This is a genomic window from Rhodoferax sp. (genome assembly GCF_034520025.1).
In the GTDB taxonomy this organism is placed as follows: domain Bacteria; phylum Pseudomonadota; class Gammaproteobacteria; order Burkholderiales; family Burkholderiaceae_C; genus Allorhodoferax.
Map to the genome: position 1 here is coordinate 1,021,998 of NZ_JAXHNZ010000001.1, position 22,797 is coordinate 1,044,794.

22 protein-coding genes are annotated in these 22,797 nt (G+C 61.0%); 14 read left to right on the plus strand and 8 right to left on the minus strand.

What is annotated here, in order from left to right:
- Positions 1 to 5: 5 nt before the first annotated feature.
- The 12 genes from mraY to U5L73_RS04940 all read left to right on the plus strand — a co-directional run bounded on the left by mraY (position 6) and on the right by U5L73_RS04940 (position 13,080).
- Complete coding sequence (gene mraY, locus U5L73_RS04885) at positions 6 to 1,184, plus strand: phospho-N-acetylmuramoyl-pentapeptide-transferase (RefSeq protein ID WP_322561289.1); 1,179 nt, start codon at positions 6 to 8, stop codon at positions 1,182 to 1,184.
- Positions 1,181 to 3,061 carry a UDP-N-acetylmuramoyl-L-alanine--D-glutamate ligase gene (murD, locus tag U5L73_RS04890; RefSeq protein WP_416221260.1) on the plus strand — a complete coding sequence of 627 codons (1,881 nt, stop codon included), beginning with the start codon at positions 1,181 to 1,183 and terminating at the stop codon, positions 3,059 to 3,061. Before mraY ends, murD begins: the two co-directional genes overlap by 4 nt.
- 5 nt (positions 3,062 to 3,066) lie before the next feature.
- Positions 3,067 to 4,308 (plus strand): putative lipid II flippase FtsW, encoded by a 1,242-nt coding sequence (gene ftsW / locus U5L73_RS04895; RefSeq protein WP_322561929.1) that lies wholly within the window; start codon positions 3,067 to 3,069, stop codon positions 4,306 to 4,308.
- On the plus strand, positions 4,305 to 5,369 hold the full coding sequence (gene murG, locus U5L73_RS04900; protein ID WP_322561290.1) for an undecaprenyldiphospho-muramoylpentapeptide beta-N-acetylglucosaminyltransferase: 1,065 nt from the start codon (positions 4,305 to 4,307) through the stop codon (positions 5,367 to 5,369). Before ftsW ends, murG begins: the two co-directional genes overlap by 4 nt.
- On the plus strand, positions 5,366 to 6,817 hold the full coding sequence (gene murC / locus U5L73_RS04905) for a UDP-N-acetylmuramate--L-alanine ligase (RefSeq protein WP_322561291.1): 1,452 nt from the start codon (positions 5,366 to 5,368) through the stop codon (positions 6,815 to 6,817). Before murG ends, murC begins: the two co-directional genes overlap by 4 nt.
- The gene (locus U5L73_RS04910; RefSeq protein WP_322561292.1) at positions 6,814 to 7,767 is read left to right on the plus strand and encodes a D-alanine--D-alanine ligase; all 954 of its coding nucleotides are present in this window, start codon (positions 6,814 to 6,816) and stop codon (positions 7,765 to 7,767) included. Before murC ends, U5L73_RS04910 begins: the two co-directional genes overlap by 4 nt.
- Positions 7,764 to 8,552 carry a cell division protein FtsQ/DivIB gene (locus tag U5L73_RS04915; protein ID WP_322561293.1) on the plus strand — a complete coding sequence of 263 codons (789 nt, stop codon included), beginning with the start codon at positions 7,764 to 7,766 and terminating at the stop codon, positions 8,550 to 8,552. The genes U5L73_RS04910 and U5L73_RS04915 overlap by 4 nt, the downstream gene beginning before the upstream one ends.
- A gap of 23 nt (positions 8,553 to 8,575) precedes the next feature.
- Complete coding sequence (gene ftsA / locus U5L73_RS04920) at positions 8,576 to 9,805, plus strand: cell division protein FtsA (RefSeq protein ID WP_313881704.1); 1,230 nt, start codon at positions 8,576 to 8,578, stop codon at positions 9,803 to 9,805.
- Positions 9,806 to 9,986: 181 nt separating this feature from the next.
- Positions 9,987 to 10,310, plus strand: coding sequence for a flagellar transcriptional regulator FlhD (locus U5L73_RS04925; RefSeq protein ID WP_322561294.1), 324 nt, complete (start codon positions 9,987 to 9,989; stop codon positions 10,308 to 10,310).
- Positions 10,311 to 10,367: 57 nt separating this feature from the next.
- Positions 10,368 to 11,609: a cell division protein FtsZ gene (ftsZ, locus tag U5L73_RS04930; RefSeq protein ID WP_322561295.1), complete on the plus strand. Its 1,242-nt coding sequence runs from the start codon at positions 10,368 to 10,370 to the stop codon at positions 11,607 to 11,609.
- Positions 11,610 to 11,761: 152 nt separating this feature from the next.
- Complete coding sequence (lpxC, locus tag U5L73_RS04935) at positions 11,762 to 12,685, plus strand: UDP-3-O-acyl-N-acetylglucosamine deacetylase (RefSeq protein ID WP_322561296.1); 924 nt, start codon at positions 11,762 to 11,764, stop codon at positions 12,683 to 12,685.
- A gap of 95 nt (positions 12,686 to 12,780) precedes the next feature.
- Positions 12,781 to 13,080 (plus strand): flagellar basal body protein, encoded by a 300-nt coding sequence (locus U5L73_RS04940; RefSeq protein WP_322561297.1) that lies wholly within the window; start codon positions 12,781 to 12,783, stop codon positions 13,078 to 13,080.
- Positions 13,081 to 13,098: 18 nt separating this feature from the next.
- Here the strand turns inward: U5L73_RS04940 and U5L73_RS04945 are convergent, their stop codons facing one another.
- From U5L73_RS04945 to U5L73_RS04980, 8 genes are all read right to left on the minus strand, one after another.
- Complete coding sequence (locus U5L73_RS04945; protein ID WP_322561298.1) at positions 13,099 to 13,836, minus strand: substrate-binding periplasmic protein; 738 nt, start codon at positions 13,834 to 13,836, stop codon at positions 13,099 to 13,101.
- A gap of 13 nt (positions 13,837 to 13,849) precedes the next feature.
- Positions 13,850 to 14,398, minus strand: a complete 549-nt coding sequence (ruvC, locus tag U5L73_RS04950) for a crossover junction endodeoxyribonuclease RuvC (protein WP_322561299.1) — start codon at positions 14,396 to 14,398, stop codon at positions 13,850 to 13,852.
- A 40-nt stretch (positions 14,399 to 14,438) separates the two neighbouring features.
- Positions 14,439 to 15,428 carry a phosphatidate cytidylyltransferase gene (locus U5L73_RS04955; protein WP_322561300.1) on the minus strand — a complete coding sequence of 330 codons (990 nt, stop codon included), beginning with the start codon at positions 15,426 to 15,428 and terminating at the stop codon, positions 14,439 to 14,441.
- A 9-nt stretch (positions 15,429 to 15,437) separates the two neighbouring features.
- A complete protein-coding gene (locus tag U5L73_RS04960; RefSeq protein ID WP_322561301.1) occupies positions 15,438 to 16,049 on the minus strand; it encodes a lysophospholipid acyltransferase family protein in 612 nt (203 codons plus the stop codon).
- A 356-nt stretch (positions 16,050 to 16,405) separates the two neighbouring features.
- Entirely contained in the window at positions 16,406 to 17,137 is a 732-nt protein-coding gene (gene mtgA, locus U5L73_RS04965; protein ID WP_322561302.1) for a monofunctional biosynthetic peptidoglycan transglycosylase, read from the minus strand.
- Entirely contained in the window at positions 17,134 to 18,000 is an 867-nt protein-coding gene (locus U5L73_RS04970) for a TonB family protein (protein ID WP_322561303.1), read from the minus strand. Before U5L73_RS04970 ends, mtgA begins: the two co-directional genes overlap by 4 nt.
- Positions 17,997 to 20,048, minus strand: coding sequence for a ribonuclease catalytic domain-containing protein (locus U5L73_RS04975; protein WP_322561304.1), 2,052 nt, complete (start codon positions 20,046 to 20,048; stop codon positions 17,997 to 17,999). Before U5L73_RS04975 ends, U5L73_RS04970 begins: the two co-directional genes overlap by 4 nt.
- Before the next feature lie 71 nt (positions 20,049 to 20,119).
- Positions 20,120 to 20,764, minus strand: a complete 645-nt coding sequence (locus tag U5L73_RS04980) for a YqiA/YcfP family alpha/beta fold hydrolase (protein ID WP_322561305.1) — start codon at positions 20,762 to 20,764, stop codon at positions 20,120 to 20,122.
- Positions 20,765 to 20,768: 4 nt separating this feature from the next.
- Here U5L73_RS04980 and rodA point away from each other — a divergent pair, with 4 nt between their 5' ends.
- Together rodA and U5L73_RS04990 are read left to right on the plus strand one after the other, a co-directional pair.
- Positions 20,769 to 21,923, plus strand: a complete 1,155-nt coding sequence (gene rodA / locus U5L73_RS04985; protein ID WP_322561306.1) for a rod shape-determining protein RodA — start codon at positions 20,769 to 20,771, stop codon at positions 21,921 to 21,923.
- A 1-nt stretch (position 21,924) separates the two neighbouring features.
- Positions 21,925 to 22,797 carry an NAD(P)-dependent oxidoreductase gene (locus U5L73_RS04990; RefSeq protein WP_322561307.1) on the plus strand — a complete coding sequence of 291 codons (873 nt, stop codon included), beginning with the start codon at positions 21,925 to 21,927 and terminating at the stop codon, positions 22,795 to 22,797.

Consider the following 22,797-nt stretch of genomic DNA (forward strand, 5'->3'; position numbering starts at 1 on the left):
TTTACATGTTGCTGAGCCTGGCCCAATGGCTGCAAGGTTTGTCCCCGGAGCTCGGGTTCTTCCGGGTGTTTCAGTACCTGACGTTCCGGGCCGTCATGGCTGCGCTCACCGCATTGCTCATCGGCCTGGTGGCCGGGCCTGTGGTGATCCGCCGTTTGCGCGCTCTGAAAATCGGCCAGCCAATTCGTGGCTATGGAATGGAAACCCACCTCGCCAAAAGCGGAACGCCCACCATGGGCGGGGTGTTGATCTTGCTATGCATCGCGATTGCGACCTTGCTGTGGGCGGATCTCTCCAACCGTTTTGTGTGGATTGTGCTGGTCGTGGCGCTGGGTTTTGGTGCGATTGGCTGGGTCGATGACTGGCGCAAAGTGGTGCACAAAGATCCGGAAGGCATGCATTCCCGGGAAAAGTACTTCTGGCAGAGCCTGATCGGCTTGTTGGCCGCGCTCTACCTGGTCTTCAGCATCTCTGAAAGCTCTAACCTCCGGGTCTTGGAGCTGTTTTTCAATTGGGTGGCTTCGGGCTTCGACGTCAACCTTCCGCCCAAAGCGGGCTTGTTTTTGCCCTTCTTCAAGGAGGTGAGCTACCCCTTGGGCGTGCTCGGCTTTGTGGTCATGACCTACCTGGTCATCGTCGGCTCCAGCAATGCGGTCAACCTGACGGATGGCCTCGACGGACTGGCCATCATGCCTGTGGTCATGGTGGGTTCGGCTTTGGGAGTCTTCGCCTATGTGACCGGGAGCTCGGTGTTTTCCAAGTACCTGCTTTTCCCGTACATCCCCGGTTCGGGTGAGCTTTTGATCTTCTGCTCGGCATTGGCAGGTGCCGGGTTGGCGTTTTTGTGGTTCAACACCCACCCCGCGCAAGTCTTCATGGGCGATGTCGGAGCGCTGGCCCTGGGCGGTGCCTTGGGCACGATTGCTGTGATTGTTCGCCAGGAAATTGTGCTGGCCATCATGGGCGGCATCTTTGTGGCTGAAGCAGTGTCAGTGATGCTGCAAGTCACCTACTTCAAATACACCAAGCGCCGTTTCGGCGAGGGCCGCCGCCTGCTCAAGATGGCGCCGCTCCACCACCACTTTGAAAAGTCCGGCTGGAAAGAGACCCAGGTCGTGGTCCGCTTCTGGATCATCACCATGTTGCTTTGCCTGGTCGGCCTCTCCACCCTGAAACTGCGATGAACACCCCCGAGCAGCCACATCCCGCAGACAGCCCCGTCACGCCGGTCGACACGACAGGCGGGCTCGCGCACGACCCTGCCCTGAGCGCTGCGACCGTGGATTTGCCGGCTGACGAACCGCTGGCAGACGCAATGACGCCCGCCGATGTGCCTGTAGTTTCAGCGCCAGCTCCGGCTCCCATCGCTTTGCCCGTGACACTGACTGCTGCCAAAGATGCCGCCGAGTTTGTGGCCCGCATTTTTGCGGATACCCAGGCGGACAGCGCCGACGCCAAAGAGTCTGAGGTCGCAGCACTTGCTTCCGAGGCGGTTGCGCAAGAGACGGTGTCCACCGATGCGCCCGCTGAGCCCATGGTGTTTGCACCCCTCGCGGGCCAGCAAGTGCTGATCCTTGGTTTGGGCGCTTCTGGTCTTGCAATGGCGCGCTGGTGTGTGCGCGCTGGCGCGACCAGCGTGACAGTGGCCGACACCCGTGACACTCCGCCTCAACTGGCGGTGTTGCAACACGAACTGCCTCAGGTCCGCTTTGTTGCGGGTCCTTTTGATGCCAGCCTGGTCGAAGGACAAGGCTTGCAGGCGGTATACCGCTCGCCGGGTCTGAGTCCAGCAGACATTGCTCCTGTTTTAGGAGCTGCTTGCGCAAGCTCTATCTGGGTTGGCGGCGAGTTAAGCCTGTATTCGCAGGGGCTGGATACCTTGCGGGTCCAGCGCGCTTACGCCCCCGCTGTTCTGGCGATCACCGGCACCAATGGCAAAACGACGGTCACCTCACTGACCGGTCAACTGATCGCCCATGCGGGCAAAACGGTGGCGGTTGCCGGCAACATTGGCCCGACCTTGTTGGACACCTTGACCCAGCACCTCGTGGCGGACACGCTGCCCGAAGTTTGGGTGCTGGAACTCTCCAGCTTCCAGTTGGATGCCGCAGGCAGTTTCGAGCCGACCGCCGCGGTTGTGCTCAACATCAGCCAGGATCACCTCGACTGGCACGGCAGCATGCAAGCCTATGCCGGTGCCAAGGCCCGTATCTTTGGCCAGCACGGCATGCTGGTGCTGAACCGCGAAGACGCGGTCGTCATGGCCATGCGACCTGAGCCGGTGCGGGTACGCCTGCAGCGGCCGCAAGAGCGGGCGTACATCACCTTCGGCACCACCATGCCGCAACGCCCCGGCGACTTCGGCATCGAGGAAGTAAACGGCATGGTCTGGCTGGTGCGCGCCCTCGAGGCCGACGAGACCCGCAAACGCCGCAAGGATGAAGAGCAAGAGATCCATATCCAACGCATGATGCCAGCGGACGCCTTGCGCATCCGCGGCCGCCACAACGCGAGCAATGCGCTGGCCGCTTTGGCTTTGTGCGCTTCCGCCGGCTGCTCATTGGCAGCGGTGCTGTACGGCCTGCGGGAGTACCGTGGTGAGCCGCACCGTGTCGAGCCGATTGGCGTGCTCAACGACGTGGAGTTCTTTGACGACAGCAAAGGCACGAATGTAGGCGCGACTGTGGCTGCCTTGCAAGGGCTGGGCGCGGACCGCCGGATCGTCGTGATCCTCGGGGGCGATGGCAAGGGGCAGGACTTTGCCCCGCTCGCAGGTCCGGTCGAACGCTATGCACGCGCGGCGGTGCTGATCGGGCGAGATGCCCCTCTGATCCGTGCCGCCCTCGAGCACACCGGTGTGCCGGTGTTGGATGCGGAGTCCATGGCCGCTGCCGTCACACTGGCCAATGCCAAGGCCCATGCAGGCGATGCGGTGCTGATGTCGCCCGCCTGCGCGAGTTTCGATATGTTCAAGAACTATGAGCACCGTGCCCAGGTGTTTTGCGAGGCCGTGAAGGAACTGGCCTTGGCCAATGGCACTGAATTGGAGCAGCTCCTATGAAGCTGATGCCCCGCGCGCTGGCTGGCTGGTTTGCACCCAAGGAGGCCGAGGCCACCGGTGCACTGCCAGTGCGCTTGGGCGGGCGTGGGTCTTTCTCTGCCAGTACCACGCCAGCGCAAGTCAAGGGCTTTGACCAACCCTTGGTCTGGGTCACGGTGGCGCTGCTGCTGTGGGGCTTGGTGATGGTGTATTCCGCATCCATCGCTATGCCGGACAACCCCAAATTCACCTTCTACAGCCATACCCACTTTGCAGTGCGCCACGCCATGTCGCTGATGGTGGCCTTCGTCGCAGCGCTAATTGCTTTTCAGATCCCGCTGCAGACGTGGGAGCGCCTGGCCCCGTGGTTGTTTGTGGTGTCGTTGATTTTGCTGATTCTGGTGCTCGGTGTGGGCCGTGGCGTGAATGGCGCCAAGCGATGGATCTCGCTGGGCGTCATGAATTTTCAGCCCTCCGAGCTTGCCAAATTCGCGGTGCTTTTGTACGCGTCGGACTACATGGTCCGCAAAATGGAAGTCAAAGAGCATTTCTTCCGCGCGGTTGCACCGATGGCGGTGGCGGTAGCGGTGATCGGCCTGCTACTCTTGGCCGAGCCTGACATGGGTGCCTTCATGGTGATTGCCGTGATTGCGATGGGCATTTTGTTCCTGGGCGGCGTCAATGCCCGCATGTTCTTTCTGATTGCTGCGGTGATGGTGCTGTTGTTTGCACTCATGATCGCCACTTCCGAGTGGCGGCGCGAACGCATTTTTGCGTACCTCGACCCGTGGAACGAAAAGCATGCCTTGGGCAAGGGCTATCAGCTCTCGCACTCCTTGATCGCGATCGGTCGGGGTGAGATTTTTGGTGTCGGCTTGGGCGGCAGTGTGGAAAAGCTGCACTGGCTGCCAGAGGCCCACACCGACTTTTTGTTGGCGGTAATCGGGGAAGAGTTTGGTCTGGTCGGCGTGGTCCTGGTGATTGGCCTGTTCTTGTGGCTGACTCGCCGCATCATGCACATCGGCCGACAGGCGATTGCCTTGGACCGCGTGTTCTCGGGGCTGGTGGCCCAAGGCGTGGGCGTGTGGATGGGCTTTCAGGCTTTCATCAACATGGGGGTGAACCTGGGTGCCTTGCCCACCAAGGGTCTGACCCTGCCGCTGCTGAGTTACGGCGGCTCTGCGATTCTGATCAATCTCGTGGCCATTGCGGTGGTTCTGAGGGTGGACTACGAGAACCGCCAGTTGATGCATGGGGGGCGGGTATGAAGCAGAAAGTCGCTCTCATCATGGCTGGCGGTACAGGCGGCCACATATTCCCGGGCTTGGCGGTGGCGCAGGCGCTGATCGACAAAGGGTGGCGTGTCCACTGGCTCGGAGCCCCCGGCAGCATGGAAAGCCGTATCGTGCCCAGCCGCGGCATTCCACTGGAGTTGGTGAACTTCGGCGGTGTACGTGGCAAGGGCTTGAAGACCCTGGCTTTTTTGCCATTCAAACTGTTGCGCGCTTTCTGGGAAAGCCTGCAAGTGGTGCGGCGCGTGCGCCCTGATGTGGTGGTGGGCCTCGGCGGCTACATCACCTTCCCGGGCGGCATGATGGGCGTGCTGTGTGGCAAGCCTTTGGTATTGCACGAGCAGAACTCGGTGGCCGGCTTGGCAAACAAGGTGCTCGCCGGTGTGGCGGATCGGGTGTTTTCAGCGTTCCCGGGCGTGATGCCCAAGGCCGAGTGGATCGGCAACCCCTTGCGTGCCGAGTTCTTGAATCTGCCCACTCCTGAGCAGCGCTTTGCCGGCCGCTGTGGCCCCCTCAAGGTGCTGGTGGTGGGTGGCAGTTTGGGCGCTCGTGCCCTCAACACGGTGGTGCCGCAAGCACTTGCCCTGATTCCTGAGGGGCAGCGCCCCATCGTGACCCATCAGGCGGGCGAGAAACAAATTGACGAACTGCGCGCCAACTACGCCGCCGCAGGGGTGCAAGCCCTTTTGACTCCGTTTATCGACAACACCGCCTTGGCATTTGCCGATGCGGACCTGGTGATCTGCCGCGCTGGAGCCAGCACCGTGACCGAATTGGCCGCCGTGGGTGCGCCAGCGGCTTTCGTGCCTTTCCCGTCCGCGGTGGACGATCACCAGACGTTCAACGCCCGATTCCTGGTCGAGCAAGGGGGCGGCTGGCTGATGCCGCAAGCCACGCTGACGCCCGAATCCTTGGCAGCAATGCTACAAAAAACAGAGCGACCTGCGCTGATGCAGCAGGCGCTGGGAGCTAAAAAGATGCAAAAACTACATGCCACCGATGCGGTGGTCGCCGCCTGCGAGGAGCTGGCTACATGAAACACGCTGTCAAGCACATTCACTTTGTGGGTATTGGTGGTTCCGGCATGTCCGGCATTGCTGAAGTGCTCAGCAATCTCGGCTACGAAATTTCGGGCTCCGACCTCGCCGACAACGCTACTACCCGTCGCTTGGCCGCACTGGGTATCAAGACCTATGTGGGCCATGCGGCCGGTCACGTGAGTGGTGCCGATGCCGTGGTCACCTCCACGGCGGTGCAGTCCGACAACCCCGAAGTCATCCGCGCCCGCGAAATGAAAATCCCCATCGTGCCCCGCGCGCTGATGCTGGCCGAGCTCATGCGCCTGAAGCAAGGCATTGCGATTGCCGGTACCCACGGCAAAACCACCACCACCAGCCTGGTGGCCAGCGTGTTGGCGGAAGCGGGCTTGGACCCAACCTTTGTGATCGGCGGCCGCCTGAACAGCGCCGGCGCCAATGCGCGCTTGGGCAGTGGTGACCACATCGTGGTCGAGGCCGATGAATCGGACGCGTCTTTCTTGAACCTGCTGCCCGTGATGGCGGTGGTGACTAACATCGACGCCGACCACATGGAGACCTATGGGCACGACTTCGGCAAGCTCAAGAAAGCGTTTGTCGACTTCCTGCATCGCATGCCTTTTTATGGCACTGCCATTCTCTGCACCGACGACGCTGCGGTGCGCGACATCTGCGAGCAGGTGACCTGTCCGATCACCAGCTACGGCTTCAACGAAGACGCTGAAGTCCGCGCCGTGAATGTGCGCGCCATGAGCGGCCAGATGCACTTCACCGTGCAACGCCGCAACGGTGTGGTGCTGCCCGACATGGAAGTGGTGTTGAACCTGCCCGGTCTGCACAACGTGCTCAACGCCCTGTCGGCGATTGCAGTGGCAGTGGAGCTGAACATTCCGGATGCAGCCGTCATCAAGGCGCTGGCCGAGTTCAAGGGCGTGGGCCGCCGCTTCCAGCGCTATGGCGACCTCGCTCTGCCCGCCAAAGAGGGCGAATCCGGTGGAGTCGTCACGGTGATTGACGACTACGGCCATCACCCCGTCGAAATGGCGGCCACCCTGGCTGCTGCGCGGGGGGCATTCCCCGGTCGTCGTCTGGTGTTGGCTTTCCAGCCGCACCGTTACACCCGCACGCGGGATTGCTTTGAAGACTTTGTGAAGGTCATTGGTGCCGGTGCCGATGCGGTGCTGCTGGCTGAGGTGTATGCCGCCGGTGAGGCGCCGATTGTGGCCGCTGATGGCCGCTCTCTAGCCCGCGCGCTGCGGGTGGGCGGCAAGGTGGAGCCTCTGTTTGTGGACGACATCGCCGCCATGCCGCAGGCCGCCATCGACAACGCACGCGACGGCGATGTGTTGATCTGCATGGGTGCCGGCTCTATTGGAGCCGTACCCGGAAAAATTGTTGATTTGCTACAAAATAAGGAGCTGCTCGCGCAGCAGGGACGAGCGCTATGAGCCAAAATAATCTAAATCTCGGCAAGGTGGCCGTGCTGATGGGCGGCGCCTCGGCGGAGCGCGAGGTGTCGCTGATGTCGGGCACCGGCGTGCTCAAGGCGCTGCGTTCGCAAGGCGTGGACGCCCACGCCTTCGACCCCTCAGAACGAGCGCTGGATGAACTCAAGCGCGAGGGTTTTGATCGCTGCTTTATCGCGCTGCACGGCCGCTTCGGTGAAGACGGCACGGTACAAGGCGCACTCGAATTGCTGGGCATCCCCTACACCGGTTCCGGCGTGATGGCCTCCAGCATCTCCATGGACAAGGTCATGACCAAGCGCATCTGGCGCTTTGAAGGCTTGTCGACACCCGCATGGCAACAGGTCAAGAGCGCCGCTGAAACCCACGCTGCGTTTGCAGCGCTCGGTGCGCCCATGATCGTCAAGCCCGCACGCGAGGGCTCGTCCATCGGTTTCACCAAGGTGATGACAGCCGACCAGTGCGATGCTGCTTACGCGCTGGCTTCCCAGCACGACAGCCATGTGCTGTGTGAGCAGTTCGTTGCCGGCGACGAAGTCACCTGCCCGATCTGGGGCCCGACTTCCGGGCCTGAAGCGCTGCCTGTTATTCGCATCGTCGCGCCTGAGGGCAACTACGATTACCAGAACAAGTATTTCACTGACACCACCCAATACCTGGTCCCCGCTGGCTTGCCTGCTGGCGAAGAGGAAGCCATCCAGGCGCTGGTGTGCAAGGCCTACCAGGTGCTGGGTTGCCGCGGCTGGGCCCGGGCAGATGTGATGATTGACGCCAAGACCCGCGCGCCTTACCTGCTGGAGATCAACACCTCGCCGGGCATGACTGGTCACTCGTTGGTGCCCATGTCTGCCCGAGCCGCAGGCATCAGCTACGAAGACTTGTGTGTGCGCCTGCTGCAAAGCACCGCCACCGACGGGAAGGCCGACGCGTGAGTTCTGCTGCCGACACACCGCTGGACGTCAAGCTAATGAACGGGACCGCTGCGCTCCTGTTCGTGGGCTTTGTGGTCCTTGCGGTCGTTGCCGGTGGCAAATGGTTAGGTCGGTTGCAGGTGTTTGCCATTCAGGGCATCACCGTGGCGGGGGATATGAGTCACAACAGCCCTCTAACGCTGCGCGCCAATGTAGCGCCCGGCTTGAGTGGAACCTTTTTCTCGGTAGATCTGGCCCGTGTGCGTGCTGCCTTCGAGGCGGTGCCATGGGTACGGCATGCGGTCGTGCGGCGCGAGTTTCCGAACCGTTTGCGGGTTGAATTGCAAGAGCATGTCGCCGTTGCCTACTGGGGCGATGGGCCTGAACTCCGCTTGCTCAATAGCTTTGGCGAAGTTTTTGAGGCCAACGTAGGTGAGGTTGAGCAAGAAGAGCTGCCCCAGTTGAGCGGCCCCGATGGCGAAAGCGACGAGGTATTGCAGATGTACCGCACGCTCGCGCCTTACTTTGCAGGTATGGAACTGCAGGTCGAGCAACTCGCGCTGTCTAACCGCGGTAGTTGGCAGGTACGGCTGGACGGCGGCGCCGTGATTGAACTCGGCCGCGGTGGGCCGGAGGTCGTGGCGGAGCGACTCCAACAATTTTTGAAAACGTTGACGCAAGTGACTTCACTCTACGGGCGCGGCCCCGGATCGCTGGAGTCTGCAGACCTGCGTCACGTCAACGGATATGCCGTCAAGTTACGTGGCGTCACCACGCTGGCAGCGGCTGATAGCGGCAAGAAATAGCGCAAACGGAGCAGGGCAACACAATGGCAAAAGAATACAAAGATCTCGTCGTCGGCCTCGACATCGGCACGGCCAAAGTCATGGCGGTGGTGGCCGAGGTCATGCCTGGAGGTGAGCTCAAACTCGCCGGTTTCGGTGTGGCACCTACCAATGGACTCAAGCGCGGTGTGGTGGTCAATATCGATGCGACGGTGGCCAGCATTCAGCAGGCGCTCAAAGAAGCCGAGCTGATGGCCGACTGCAAGATTACCCGTGTGTACACCGGCATCACCGGCAGCCATATCCGTGGCATCAACAGCAGCGGCATGGTGGCGGTGAAAGACCGCGAAGTCACCCAGGCCGACGTGGCCCGTGTGGTCGAAACCGCCAAGGCCATCAATATCTCGACCGACCAGCGCTTGCTGCTGGTGGAGCCGCAAGAGTTCATCATCGATGGCCAGGATGTGCGTGAGCCCATCGGCATGAGCGGCATCCGCTTGGAGGCCAAAGTGCACATCGTGACCGGTGCGCAGAGCGCGGCAGAAAACATCATCAAGTGCGTGCGCCGTTGTGGCCTGGAAGTAGAGCAGCTGATGCTGAACCCGCTGGCCAGCAGCCTGTCGGTGCTCACCGAAGACGAGCGCGAACTCGGCGTGGCGCTGGTGGACATTGGCGCCGGTACCACCGATGTCGCCATCTTCACCAACGGCGCTATCCGCCACACGGCCGTCATCCCGATTGCTGGTGACCTGATCACCAGCGACATCGCCATGGCCCTGCGCACGCCCACCAAAGATGCGGAAGACATCAAGGTTGAGTCGGGCCACGCCAAGCAGTTGTTGGTGGATCCTGAAACCCAGGTTGAGGTGCCGGGTCTGGGCGATCGCGGCCCCCGCATGCTGAGCCGTCAGGCACTGGCGGGCGTGATCGAGCCTCGGGTCGAGGAAATTTTTACCCTGGTAAATCAGGTGATGCGCGAGTCCGGCTATGAAGAGGTGCTCTCCAGTGGCATCGTGCTCACCGGCGGCAGTTGCATCATGCCGGGCATGGTAGAGCTGGGTGAAGACATCTTCCTCAAGCCGGTGCGCAGAGGCATCCCCAAATACAACAGTGCCTTGGCCGACATGGTGGCGCAGCCCCGTGCGGCCACGGTGATGGGCCTGCTCGAAGAGGCCCGCATTGCCCGCTTGCGTGGTTACAAGGTCGCCCAGAAATCCGGCACGATGAAATCAGCCTTCAGTTCTGTGAAGGACTGGTTTGTGGGGAACTTTTAACCATGTCTACACCGCTCACCAACGTGTTCGTGGTTCACCTATTTCCCCGCCATTGCTGGGGACTGGTTCGTGTGCTGGTCCATCGAGGGCAGGACCCGCCTTCGTAAAGCGCCACCGTGTTTGCACTCAGTCGTTGGAAAAAAAATCGTCGAAAAATATTGAATCCCAGGAGATGACAAATATGAAAGCCCAAATCAAGGCCGAAATTCGCGATGCAAATATGGCTTATTTGAATATGGCCCAGAGTTTTATCCAGAAGGACCTCCAGTCCGCTGTGAAAATACTGGGTATGTCGCAAGACGCTGCAGAAATTATCAAAACGTTGTCAGAAAGTCAGAAAACCAGCATTGCCGATAGCGACATTTTGTTGTGCCGCTTCGGTGTCAGCGATGACGTGGTGTGGACGCTCCTCACCAGCCATCCCGCTCCCAAGCCGGAGGCCGAGCATGCCAAGCGCTTGCTCGCCGACATCTTGTTGGCAGGCCGTTTGGTCGTCCCTGCTTGAGTTCTGCCTGACAACCGGTTTCAACCCATTCAATATTGCAATTCAAGGAGTAACAACATGAGCATCGAAATGATCGAAGAAGAAGCTTTTAACCAAGGTACACAAATCAAAGTCATTGGCGTAGGCGGCGGCGGTGGTAATGCGGTGGAGCACATGATCTCGACATCGGTGGGGGGCGTGGAATTCATTTGCGCCAATACCGATGCTCAGGCGCTGAGCCGCAGTTCGGCCCACAAGACCATCCAGCTCGGCGGTACTGGCTTGGGTGCCGGAAGCAAGCCTGACAAAGGCCGCGAAGCGGCTGAGCAGGCAGAGGCCGACATCCGCCAAGCCATCGAAGGCGCGCACATGTTGTTCATCACCGCCGGCATGGGCGGAGGCACCGGTACCGGCGCTGCACCCGTGATTGCCAAGGTCGCCAAAGAAATGGGCATTCTGACCGTGGGTGTGGTCACCAAGCCTTTCGATTTCGAAGGCGGCCGCCGCATGAGCAATGCCGACACCGGCTTGGCCGAGCTTGAAGCCAATGTGGACTCCCTGATCGTGGTGCTCAACGAGAAGTTGCTTGAAGTACTCGATGAAGATGTGTCACAGGACGAAGCCTTTGCACACGCCAACGACGTCCTGAAGAACGCGGTTGGCGGTATCGCGGAGATCATCAATGTGAAGGGCGAGATCAACGCCGACTTCGAAGACGTGCGCACCGTGATGGGCGAGCCCGGCAAAGCCATGATGGGAACGGCCACTGCCAGCGGTCCCGATCGCGCCCGGATTGCCGCAGAACAAGCCGTGGCCTGCCCGCTCCTGGAAGGTGTTGACCTGTCGGGCGCCAAGGGCGTGCTTGTGCTGATTTCCGCCTGCAAGGGTTCTTTGAAGCTCAAAGAATCCAAGATGGCGATGGAAACTATCCGCGCTTGCGCTTCCGCCGATGCCCACGTGATCTACGGCACCGCCAACGACGAAAAACTGGGCGATGAAATCCGCGTGACTGTGATCGCCACAGGCTTGAGCCGTCAAGGCGCGCGCCGCACCGCCCCTCCGCTGCAAGTGCTGCGCACCGGTACCGATAACGTGCCTTTCCATTTGCCCACGCTGAACACAGTGGCAAGCACAGGAAGCGCAAGCCCCGCAATGGGCAGCGTGGGATCGTCGGTGAGCCAGCCTGACTACGGCAGCATGTCCACACCCAGCGTGTGGCGTACAAACCGCACCCAGGCAGCGGCCAAGGTTGACGCACTGTCGAGCGGCGGCATGGACGACTACGAAATCCCCGCATTCCTGCGTAAGCAGGCGGACTAGCCTTTTACCTACCCCCCGGCTTGCGCACTGCGTGTGGCCGCTTTCCCCCTTGCAGGGGGCAACACCAGTGGTCCGGCTGAGCCGGATCCACCGTGTTTCAGGGCAAAGGCATCCGCTCCGGAGGCGTATTACGCTACTTTTACAATAGATCTGTGCTGAAACAACGAACTCTCAAATCCCTGACCCGCGCCGTTGGCGTGGGCCTGCATAGCGGCCAGCGTGTCGAGATCACGTTGCGCCCGGCGGCGCCGGATACAGGGATCGTGTTCCGGCGGGTCGACTTGGCCAATGCTCCGGACATCGTGGTGTCGGCCGAGTCGGTGACAGACACCCGCTTGGCCTCCACGTTGTCCTGCGGAAATGCCAAGGTCCACACCGTGGAACACTTGATGTCCGCTTGCGCCGGTTTGGGCGTGGACAACTTGTTTGTGGACATCACGGCCGAAGAGGTGCCGATTCTGGATGGTTCCGCCGCCTCGTTCGTGTTTCTGTTGCAAAGCGCAGGCATTGAGTTGCAAAACGCGCCGCGTCGATTTATCCGCCTGATCAAGCCGGTGGAAGTGCGGGAAGGCGAAGGCGCCAACGAAAAGTGGGCCCGTCTCGACCCGTACCACGGCTACAAACTCAGCTTCGAGATTGATTTCAACCATCCTGCGGTGGACTCCACCGGTCAAAAAGTCGAATTCGATCTGAGTACCGGCAGCTATTCCCGCGACATTGCGCGTGCCCGTACTTTCGGTTTCACCAAAGACGTCGAGATGATGCGTGCCAATGGCTTGGCCTTGGGTGGGGGGCTGGACAACGCCATCGTGATGGATGACTACAAGGTCCTGAATGCCGATGGCTTGCGCTATGACGACGAGTTCGTGAAGCACAAGATTCTGGATGCCATCGGCGACTTGTATATCGTCGGTAAACCTCTGTTGGCCGCCTACAGTGCCCGCCGGTCAGGTCACGCCATGAACAACAAACTGTTGCGAGAGCTTCAAGCCCATCCCGAGGCTTGGGAAGTGGTGACCTTTGAAGACGTCAAGCAGGCACCACAGGGCTTTGCCCAGCCAGTTCGGGCCTGGTAACGGCCGCTTATCCAGCGGGTGCTTGTCATGGTGCTGCCGCTGTTGATAATGGAACGGTCTGCGATGTGCAGACGGTACCGTAAGGCTCACCTTCCATGAACTCCATTTCCTCGATTGCTCTTTCCGGAATGAACGCGGCGCAAACCCGCCTGGGAGCCAGCGCCAACAACGTGGCCAATCTGGCGACTGAAGGGTACAAGCGCCAGGACACGGTGCAAACCGCCCAAGCGGGAGGCGGGGTCAGCACATCGGTGCGCGAATCCTCGCAGGTGGGGACTGCTTTGGAGCAGGACGTGGTGAGCCAGTTGCAGGCGAAAAACAGCTTCATCGCCAATTTGTCGGTTTTCAAAACCGCCGACAAAATGGCCGGCGCCTTGTTAGACACCCGGGCTTGAGCGGGCTCAGATCTTGATTCAGGATTGGGTGTAACGACGCACCAAGGCGTCCACCCGACCTTGGCGCTTCAATTTGTCGATGGCAGCCTGCAAACGGCCCACGACTTCGGGATTCGATTTGAGATTGAACGCGTAGAAATACGCTCCTTCGTCTGCAAGCTTGCTGTGCTTAATCACTGTGCTTGCGTCGAGGCTGCTGCTGCGCAGTGCCCAAGCCATCGCGACCTCGGTATCCACCATAGCATCGACCACGCCAGACAACAGCAGCCGCAAGATGCTGGCGTTGGAGCTGTCTTCGACCATCGAGGTCGGCACAACCCCGGCGTTTAGCAGGTCCTGGTAAGCCGCCTCACCTCGCACAACCCCGAAGCGCAGTTTGTTGAACTCTCGTGTGCCGGCTGCATCTGCAGGATGGGGTCGAGCAAACACCCAGGTGCTGCGCGACTGAATTGGCCCCACCCACAAGAAGTGGTCTTCGCGCTCGGGCTTGCGGGCGGTGGTGAACAGCACCGTATCCGGTGTATTGCGGACAATTTTGTAGCCCCGCGCCCACGGCACCATTTCCACTCGGCAGTTCAAGCGCGCGTCTTTGCAAGCCTCCCGCAGCAAGTCGGTGGCGATGCCTTTGACATCCCGGCCGTCTTGAAAGTTATAGGGTGCCCACTCTTCGGTATATGCGGTGAGTGTTTGCGCTCGGGGCATCGCTGCCGCACACAAAGCCAAAAGGATTCCAACGTAAATTTTGATGGCCTGCATGTCAAAACCGCATTCATTGGCTACGTCCGTCACGATAGCGGATTTTCCCGTTACCGCCCACGCCATTGCTCCCGGCGAGCATGGCCATGGACTTGCCAGCATGGGCATGGGTGATCGCGAGGCCCAAGGCGTCGGCCGCATCGGGGCCGGGCAAGCCGGGCAGGCGCAGCAGGCGCTTCACCATCTCTTGCACTTGGTCTTTGTGAGCGCGGCCATGGCCTGCTACTGCCTGTTTCATTTGAAGCGCGGTGTACTCCGCCACCGGCAGGTTGGCGCACACCAGTGCTGTGACCAGCGCTCCGCGGGCCTGACCCAGTAGCAGGGTGGACTGCGGGTTCACGTTCACAAACACAATTTCTACCGAGGCGCAGGTGGGCTGATAGCGCGCTACGACCTCTCCAATCCCGTCGAACAAGACCTTGAGCCGCGCCGGCAGGGCCCGGGTGTCAAGGTGCTCGGTGCGGATCGTGCCACTGGCCACATAGCGCACATCCGCGCCCACGACATCTACCAAGCCGAAGCCGGTAGTACGCAAGCCGGGGTCAATGCCAAGAATTCGCATGCTATAAATTTAGGAGCTGCTTGCGCAATATCTACGGGAGCTACAGGTCAAAATACCACCGAGCAGAGTGAAAAAACACCGGGGCCGCAAAGCACAGGGCGTCCACCCGGTCCAGCAAGCCGCCGGCACCGGTGACTGCGCGCATATTGCCCCCCCAGCTCGGGATGCCCCGGTCGCGCTTGAGCGCTTTCATGACAAAGTGGCCCATCGTGCCTGCAACGCAGGCGATAAAAGAAAACGCAAACGCGGTACCCGGCACCCAGGGGGTGATACCGGCGAGCAAGGCGCCGAACAGGCTGGCCGAAAACACGCCGATCCACCAGCTCGGCCAATTGAAGCTCATGCTGATGGCAGGGGCTGCCGGTGGCAGTTTGAGCTTGCGGGACACTAGGTGCTGCACCGCCATGCAGAACTGCACTACCAGCACCAGGAAGAACACCATGAACGCGTTCCGGTGGTCGTAGCCCGGAAACTTCAGCATCAAGAGCGCGGGTACGTGGCTCATGCCGTAGATGCACACCATGATGCCCCACTGCAGCTTCGCATTGCGCTCCAAAAAGCGCTGCGGGTCATTCGCCAGCGCGCTCGCTACCGGCAAGGCCAAGAACACATACACCGGGATGAACACCGCAAACATGTCGAAGTGCTCGGTGGCGACCAGCCAGTACTGCAAGGGCAGCACCACGAAAAATGCCAGCACTAGGCTGCGGTGGTCGCCCAGCCGGGTGGGCGACAGGGTCATGAATTCACGCAGCGCAAAAAATGACAGGCCGCCGAACAAGCTCAGGGCGACCAAGGGGCCGCTCAACCACCCCACCCAAAACACAAACACCATCAGCCAACTGGTGCGGATGATGCCGTCCAAGTTCTTCAGCTCTGCGCGCTTGCGGTCGCCGGTTTCATCGTCGCCGTGCTCCCGCAAAGACATGAGAAACGCCACAATGCTGGAGAGCAGCAAGAGGCCAAACACGATGATGAACAGCACACCCACTTGTTGGGTCGGGCCTAGATCTTTCAGGTAGTGGTACATCGGATTGCCTTACACGTCCCGCAGGGCCACGACCGCATTGCGCGCTCGGTCGAGGAACGTCCGGCGCTCCTCGCCCTCAGCCACTTGCATGGGGGCGCCGAAGGTCACAGAACACAGCACCGGGACGGGCACCACTTCGCCCTTGGGGAGTACGTGCTGGACATTGTTGATCCAAGCGGGCACCAGCACCACGTTGGGAAAGCGGGTGGCCAGGTTGTAGAGGCCGGCCTTGAAAGCCTGTGGCTCACCGGTGTGTCCGCGTGTGCCTTCGGGAAACAGAATGATCGAGTCCCCGTTGGCCAGCGCTTCGATCAGCGGTTCCAGCGGATCTTCTTCGGAAGTGCGGTCACGCGAGACGTAGATTACATGGAACACCTCTGTCGTGAGCCATTGTTTGAAGGGAGACTTAGTCCAATAGTCTTTGGCGGCAATGGCGCGGGTGATGTGGCGCAGCTCCTTGGGCAAGGCTGCCCAGATCATCACCAGATCGGCGTGGCTCTGGTGGTTGGCAAAGTAGATCCGCTGTTCTGCTTTGGGCGGGCAGCCGTGCCAGCGCGCTTGCGCACCGGTGAGAAAGCGGATCAGGCCCAACAGAAAGTAACTCATCAACTTGGCAAGCATGGCGGGGATGATACAGAGCGGATGTGTCTGCTCTGGGGCTTTGTGTCGCTCTAGCGGCGCCAGCCTTTTTATGGGCGCTGGAAGCGGTGTCCGGGGTGCTCTGCACCGTTCGTGTCCCCCGCCCGCTGTGCGGGCTCCTCCTTGACCTCACTATGCAGAACACCCCGACCACCGCTTCCAGTGGTGCTGTTACGCGAAGTCAAAAATGCGGGAAAGCAGCTTATTCCAGCAGTGAAGCAGGCGTGAGTCCCAAAGCGAGGTCAAGGAGGAGGCCGAAGGCCGGGGGACACGAGCGGCGGGACTCATGCCTGCTCCGCTGCAGGCAACAGCCAAAGCAGCCCGAAGCCAAAATGAACTCAGGGCAGCTGCGCGTCCGCCATCCGCGCCACGATGGTGCCAGCGCGGCTGTTCAGGTAGCCCGAGTTAGGCGTTTTCTCAAAAAACTTGGGCCGCGGCAACATCACGGCCAAACGGGCCGCCTCGTAGGCGCTGAGCTTGCTGGCGGGTTTGCGGAAATAGTGTTGAGCCGCGGCCTCCGCGCCGAACACACCTTCGCCCCATTCCACGCTATTGAGGTAAATCTCCAGAATGCGTTGCTTGCTCAGCAACTGCTCCAGCAGCAAGGTCAGCACAAACTCTTGGCCCTTGCGCAGCAAGGTGCGCTCGCCCGACAAAAACAGGTTCTTGGCCAATTGCTGCGTAATGGTGGAGCCGCCCACGATCTTCGGGGGCTTGGTGCTGGCCTTGCCTTGGCTGAGGCGCTGCTCGGCGCGCTGCTCTGCTTTGGCGTTTTTGGCCCATGTCTTCTCCAGGGCTTCCCAGTCCACCCCGTCGTGTTGGCGGAAGCTATCGTCTTCCGAGGCAATCACGGCGCGTTTCAGGTTGTCTGAAATCCGCTCGTAAGGCACCCACTCCTGGCGCCAGCGGAAGATGTCGCGCTCCCGGGCGACTCGCCATGCCTCGGAGCGTTCAAAGGCGGTGGACTGCGGGTCGACTACCGCCATGGCAGCAATCCGGCCCACAAAATACAGCTGCAGCGAGACAAACGCTACGCCACACAGCAGCACCCAACGCAACAGCGATCTCATCGGGCCGTGGAAGACGAGACCTTGGCTTCCAATGTCTCGTCACGGGTGAACTTGAAGCGGGACACCACCAGAATCTGGTCTGCCTGGCGCCGCATGGCGGCATTGAAGTTGCCGAATGGGCCTGCCGAGCGGGCAATCGCTTGGGCGCGCTTGTCGAGCACCGGGTTGCCCGAGCTCTGCACCACCTCCGCGTCGATGACCCGGCCATCAAAGTTGATGGTGACGATCATGGTCAGCTCGCCATACAGCTTCTTGCCGCCGCTTTGGGGGAAGTTGTCGGTGCCTTTTTCCTCGATACGCTGGCGCAGCTGGTCGTAATAGACCGCATACACCTCTTCACGCACAGAGGGGCTCACATAGCGCTTTTTCGGGCGCGCGTTCTCCATGTTGATGCGCCGCTCGATTTCGGCCAGCAACTTCATCAGCTGCCGGCGCTTTTCCTCGCGCTCGGCCCGGTCTGACTTGTCTGCCAGTTTATTGGGGTCGGGCGGGGGTAGGGCGGCCAGTTGGCTCTTGACTTGCGCGAGCAACAGGTTTTGCTGCTCCTGCAGGCTTTGCAGTTTGCGTGCGCTCTCTTCTTCGAGGGTGTCGCCGATGTCGGTAAACGCCGAGGGCGGCAAGGGGCTGGTGGCCCGGCCTTTTTCCACATCGCCGCCACCGGCCAAATTGGTTTGGGCAATCGCCTGGGCCTTCTCCGGTTTTTCTTTGCTCTTGGCGTTCACCAGAATGACTTCCAGTGGCTGGTCCTCGAACACCCGGTTAAAGGCCTCAGGGTCGACAAAACGCACGGTCAACAGCGCCGCGTGTACCGCGATGGATACACCCAGAGCCCATTGGAGCGTGGTCAGTTTGGGGAGCGTCACGGGGTGGGATTATCACCGCCGGCATCCGGCGCTTCGTTCACGTCCACTGCAATCGCGATCGGGCCTGCCACATCGTCTTCGCTGTCGTCCTCGTCTTCGGTGGCCTCTGTCTCGACTGGTGCGTCCAGGCGTTCCAGCACCGTGCCATGTACATCCAGGGTGATGAGGTCCATCTCCCCCAGCTTGACGCGCACCTTGGCGTGGCGGGGCAGGCCTTGGGCACCCAGGACCGGAAGCACCAGCGGAATGTCGTCGGCGCGCACCATGCCGTCTTTGAACAGGCTGGCGGTGAGCTCGGTGATGCCGTGCTGCTGGGCGTAACGCATGGTCCAGAAGCGCTCCATGGCGCCCTGGTAACCGTTGTAAGCGCTGTAAGCCGCGTCAAACGAGGAGATGATGGCGAACAGCTCCGCATCCTTGGGCTTGAAGGGCGCGACGAGCGCCGCCGTCTTGCCGTGGCGGGCACAGGCAATGATCTGCCACTGGTTCACCAGGTCGGTGTAGCGGCGCAGCGGCGAGGTCGCCCACGAATACGCTTTGACGCCGATACCCGCATGCGGCAGGGCCTTGGTACCCATGCGCACTTTGACGCCGGGCGCCAGCGATGCCTGGCTGCGGTAGATGCCGGGCACACCCATCTCTGCGAGCCAGCTGCCCCAGGTGCTGTTGGCCAGAATCATGGCCTCGGCCACGATCAGGTCCAGCGGGGCACCGCGCTGGCGGATGCTGATGAGCACTGTCTCGTCGCCCTGAGGCTCCGCGCCGTCGTTGCCTTGCAGGCGGAAGTTGTAGTCCGGGCGGTTGAAGGTCTCGGGCTTGCCGCGCACGATCTCGCGCTTGGCCTTCAGATCGCGGGCTAGTCGGTGCAAAAATGATAGCTGCTCGCGCAGACCTGCTGCGGGCTGGGTGTCATTTTCATGGTTAAACGAGGCATCAGTTAGCCACTGCTCGGTGACCACGCTGTCGAGCTGGTCGTGGCGCAGGTTGTGGGCAATCGGCACCCGCTCTAGCTTGGTCTCGCTGCTCTGGATTTCCAGCGTCTCTTCATTGACGGTGACATAGAGCGAAACGGACGGGCAATCGCGCCCCTCCATCAGCGTGTAGGTCTGCACCACCTCGTCGGGCAGCATCGTGACCTTGTGGCCGGGCATGTACACCGTGGACAGGCGGGCGCGGCCCAGCACGTCCACCGGGCTGCCGGGCTGCACGGCCAGGCCGGGCGCGGCGATGTGGATACCCACCGTCACGGTGCCTGACCCTAGGCCCTGCACGCTCAGGGCGTCGTCGATTTCGGTGGTTTGCGAATCGTCAATCGAAAAGGCCTGCACCGCCGCCACCGGCAACTCGTCTGCAATGGCCGGTGCGGCAATCGCGGGAAAGCCGGTGCCCTTGGGAAAGTTCTCCAGCAAAAAACGCTTCCAGTGGAACAGGTAGGGCGAGGCAATCGCACCGGCCTTTTGCAGCAGCTCCAGCGGCGCAATATGGGTGGCGCGGCTGGCCTCGACCACGGCTTTGTACTCGGGGGCGTTTTTGTCCGGCTTGAACAGGATTTTGTACAGCTGGTCCTTGATAGCCTGCGGGCAGGTGCCATCCGCCAGCTCTTGAGCCCACTGATTGATCTGCTCGGCAATCAGGCGCTTTTTCTCAATGGCGGCCAACGCCTGCGCAATGATGTCGGCGGGCGCCTTCTTGAAGCGGCCCTTGCCGGCGCGGCGGAAATAGTGCGGCGTGTCAAACAACTTGAACAGCATGCCGGCTTGCTCGGCCTGGCTGGCCTGCGCCGAGAAATAGTCTTTGGCGAGATCGGCAAAGCCGAACTCTTCGTCGGGGGCAAATTCGTAGGCCATGTCCAGCTCAATGCCTGCGGCCTGCGCCTGGGCTGCGGCTACAAAATCAGCAGGGGCGGGCTTTTCGAACTTGATCAGCACGTGGGCCGACTTGACCTTGACGCGCTTGCCGGAATCCAACTCCACCTGTGCAGAGGCTTCTGCCTCGGACAGGACGCGACCGGCCATGAACTTTCCGGCTTCTTCAAACAGTACAAACATAGGGGGTGGATTGTCCCCGCAAAACGGGTCGTCCCGAACCCGCCGGTTCAGGCCTCTGGAACCGAAGGGTTTTAGGCACTAGTGCCGGTGTCGCCCATCAGGCCCATGAAGGCGGCCAAGTCAGGCAAAAAGGCCTCGAAACCCGTGAGCGCATGGTCGCCCCCTTCCAGCAAGGTGAGCCGGGTGTAGGCGTAGCGGGCGTGCATTTCGCGCCAATCGAGCACCTCGTCGCCCTTGGCCAGGATGGTGCGGTAGCGCGCGGGGTGTTGCAAGGCGCCCACCTCCAGGCTGCGCAGTTCATCTACGTACTCGGGCAAAAAGTAGAAACTTTCCTCGGGCGCGTGCCATTGGCGGTTTTCGCCGATGTACTTGCCCAGATCGCGCGCCGGATCGACCGCGGGGTTGATCAGCAAGGCGAGGCAGCCCGTCGCTTCGGCGATGTGGGTCGCGTAAAAGCCGCCGAGCGACGAGCCCACTACCGCCATGTGCGCTGTGGGCCAGTCGGCTATGCCCCGCATCATCAGGGCCATGGCAGCGCGAGGGGAGGGCGGCAGTTGGGGGCACCACCACTGAACTTGCGGAAAGTGGCTGCCCGTATAAGCCGCCATGGCTTGCGCCTTGTGAGAATGCGGGGAAGAGCGAAAACCGTGAAGGTAAAGCAAGTGGGTGATGGCCATGTCAGGATGGTAATCGGCGGTGGCTTGGGGATAATCCATGGCTATGTCGTACCAATTCGGAAAAGTCTCCCTGCGTCAGCGCATTGCACCCTGGTTTTCGGGGTTTGACGGGCCCTTGGCCTTTGCGGTGTTCATGCTGGCGTGCGCCGGCTTGCTCATCATGTATTCATCGGGTTTCGACCACGGCACCCGGTTTGAGGACCATGGCCGCAACATGCTGATTGCGGCCACCATCATGTTTGTGGTGGCCCAAGTCCCCCCGCAGCGTTTGATGCTGGTGGCCGTGCCGCTCTACACCGTGGGGGTGGCGCTATTGATCGCGGTGGCGATTTTCGGTATCACTAAGAAAGGGGCCAAGCGCTGGGTCAATATTGGGGTGGTGATCCAACCCAGTGAGATCATGAAGATCGCCATGCCGCTGATGCTGGCTTGGTGGTTCCAGAAGCGCGAGGGGCAGTTGCGCCCCCTCGACTTCGTGGTGGCCGGTGGTTTACTGGCCGTCCCGGTCGGCTTGATCATGAAGCAACCCGATCTCGGCACCTCGCTATTGGTCATGGCCGCCGGTTTGGCCGTGATTTTTTTCGCGGGGATGAGTTGGAAACTGGTGATTCCGCCTGTCGTAGTCGCGGTGGTCGGCATTGTGTTGCTGGTCGCGTTTGAGCCGCAGCTCTGTGCGGAAGGTGTGCGCTGGTCGGTACTGCACGACTACCAGCAGCAGCGAATTTGTACCCTGCTGGATCCGACCAAAGACCCGTTGGGTAAAGGTTTTCACATCATCCAAGGAATGATTGCGATTGGTTCCGGTGGCATTACCGGCATGGGCTTCATGCAGGGGACCCAAACGCACCTCGAGTTCATTCCTGAGCGCACCACTGATTTTATTTTTGCAGCCTACTCTGAGGAGTTCGGGTTGATCGGCAATGTGTTTTTGCTCTGTGCATTTGTCTTCTTGATCCTGCGCGGACTGGCAATTGCGCTGGAGGCGCCGACGCTTTTCTCCCGCCTCTTGGCCGGCGCTGCCACGATGATCTTTTTTACCTACGCCTTTGTGAACATGGGCATGGTCAGCGGTATCTTGCCGGTGGTGGGGGTGCCCTTGCCGTTTATCAGCTACGGCGGGACTGCTATGGTGACCCTGGGGCTGGCGCTTGGCATTTTGATGTCGATTGCCAACTCCAAACGCCTGGTGCAAAGCTAAGGTGGCAGGGTTCGCTGTCACGCTAATCGGGGTGGGCAACATGGGCGGCGCCATGGCGCAGCGCCTGGCCCAGCCGGGGTGGGCCCCAGCCATCCATGATCTGGATCGGGGCAAAGTAGAGGCTTTGTTGCCTTTTGGTGCTCTAGCGCCCGAAGATATTGCGCACAATGCTTCTAAAAGCATAGCAACTATTCTGTGTGTGGTCGATGCGGCCCAAGTCCGTGATGTGCTTTTTGGCACCGGGGGATTGGCCCGGCACCTGCCCGCAGGCCATGTGGTCATGCTGTGCCCGACCATTGCCCCGCACGATGTGGAGTCGATTGCCACGCAGCTACTCGCTCAAGGGGTCTGGACCCTGGATGCCCCCATGTCCGGCGGCCCCGCGCGTGCGCTGGACGGCAGCATGAGCTTTATGGTGGCTGGGCCTGGTGCCGCGCGGTCGATATGTCGCCCTTTGCTGGAAGCCTTGTCTAGCAAGGTGTTTGATATCAGCGATCGGCCCGGCGACGGCGCACGCACCAAGCTGGTCAATAACCTGCTGGCGGGTATCAATTTGGTGGGAGCCGCAGAGGCGATGGCGCTGGCCGACCGCTTGGGGCTGGATGCCAGCCGCACGCTGGACGTAATTGCCCAGAGCAGTGGCCAGAGCTGGATCGGGTCTGACCGTATGCGCCGTGCCGTGGCCGGAGATTTCGCGCCACGCGCTCACATGACCTTGCTGGCCAAAGACACCCGTTTGGCTCTGGATGCGGCACAGGCTGCCGGTTTTGCCGGGCCCTTGGGTGAAGCGGTCAGCACGGTGTTCGCACAGGCGGTGCGGGCTGGCCTGGCCGGAATGGACGACGCGGCATTGCTGGAATTTTTGAAGCGCTGA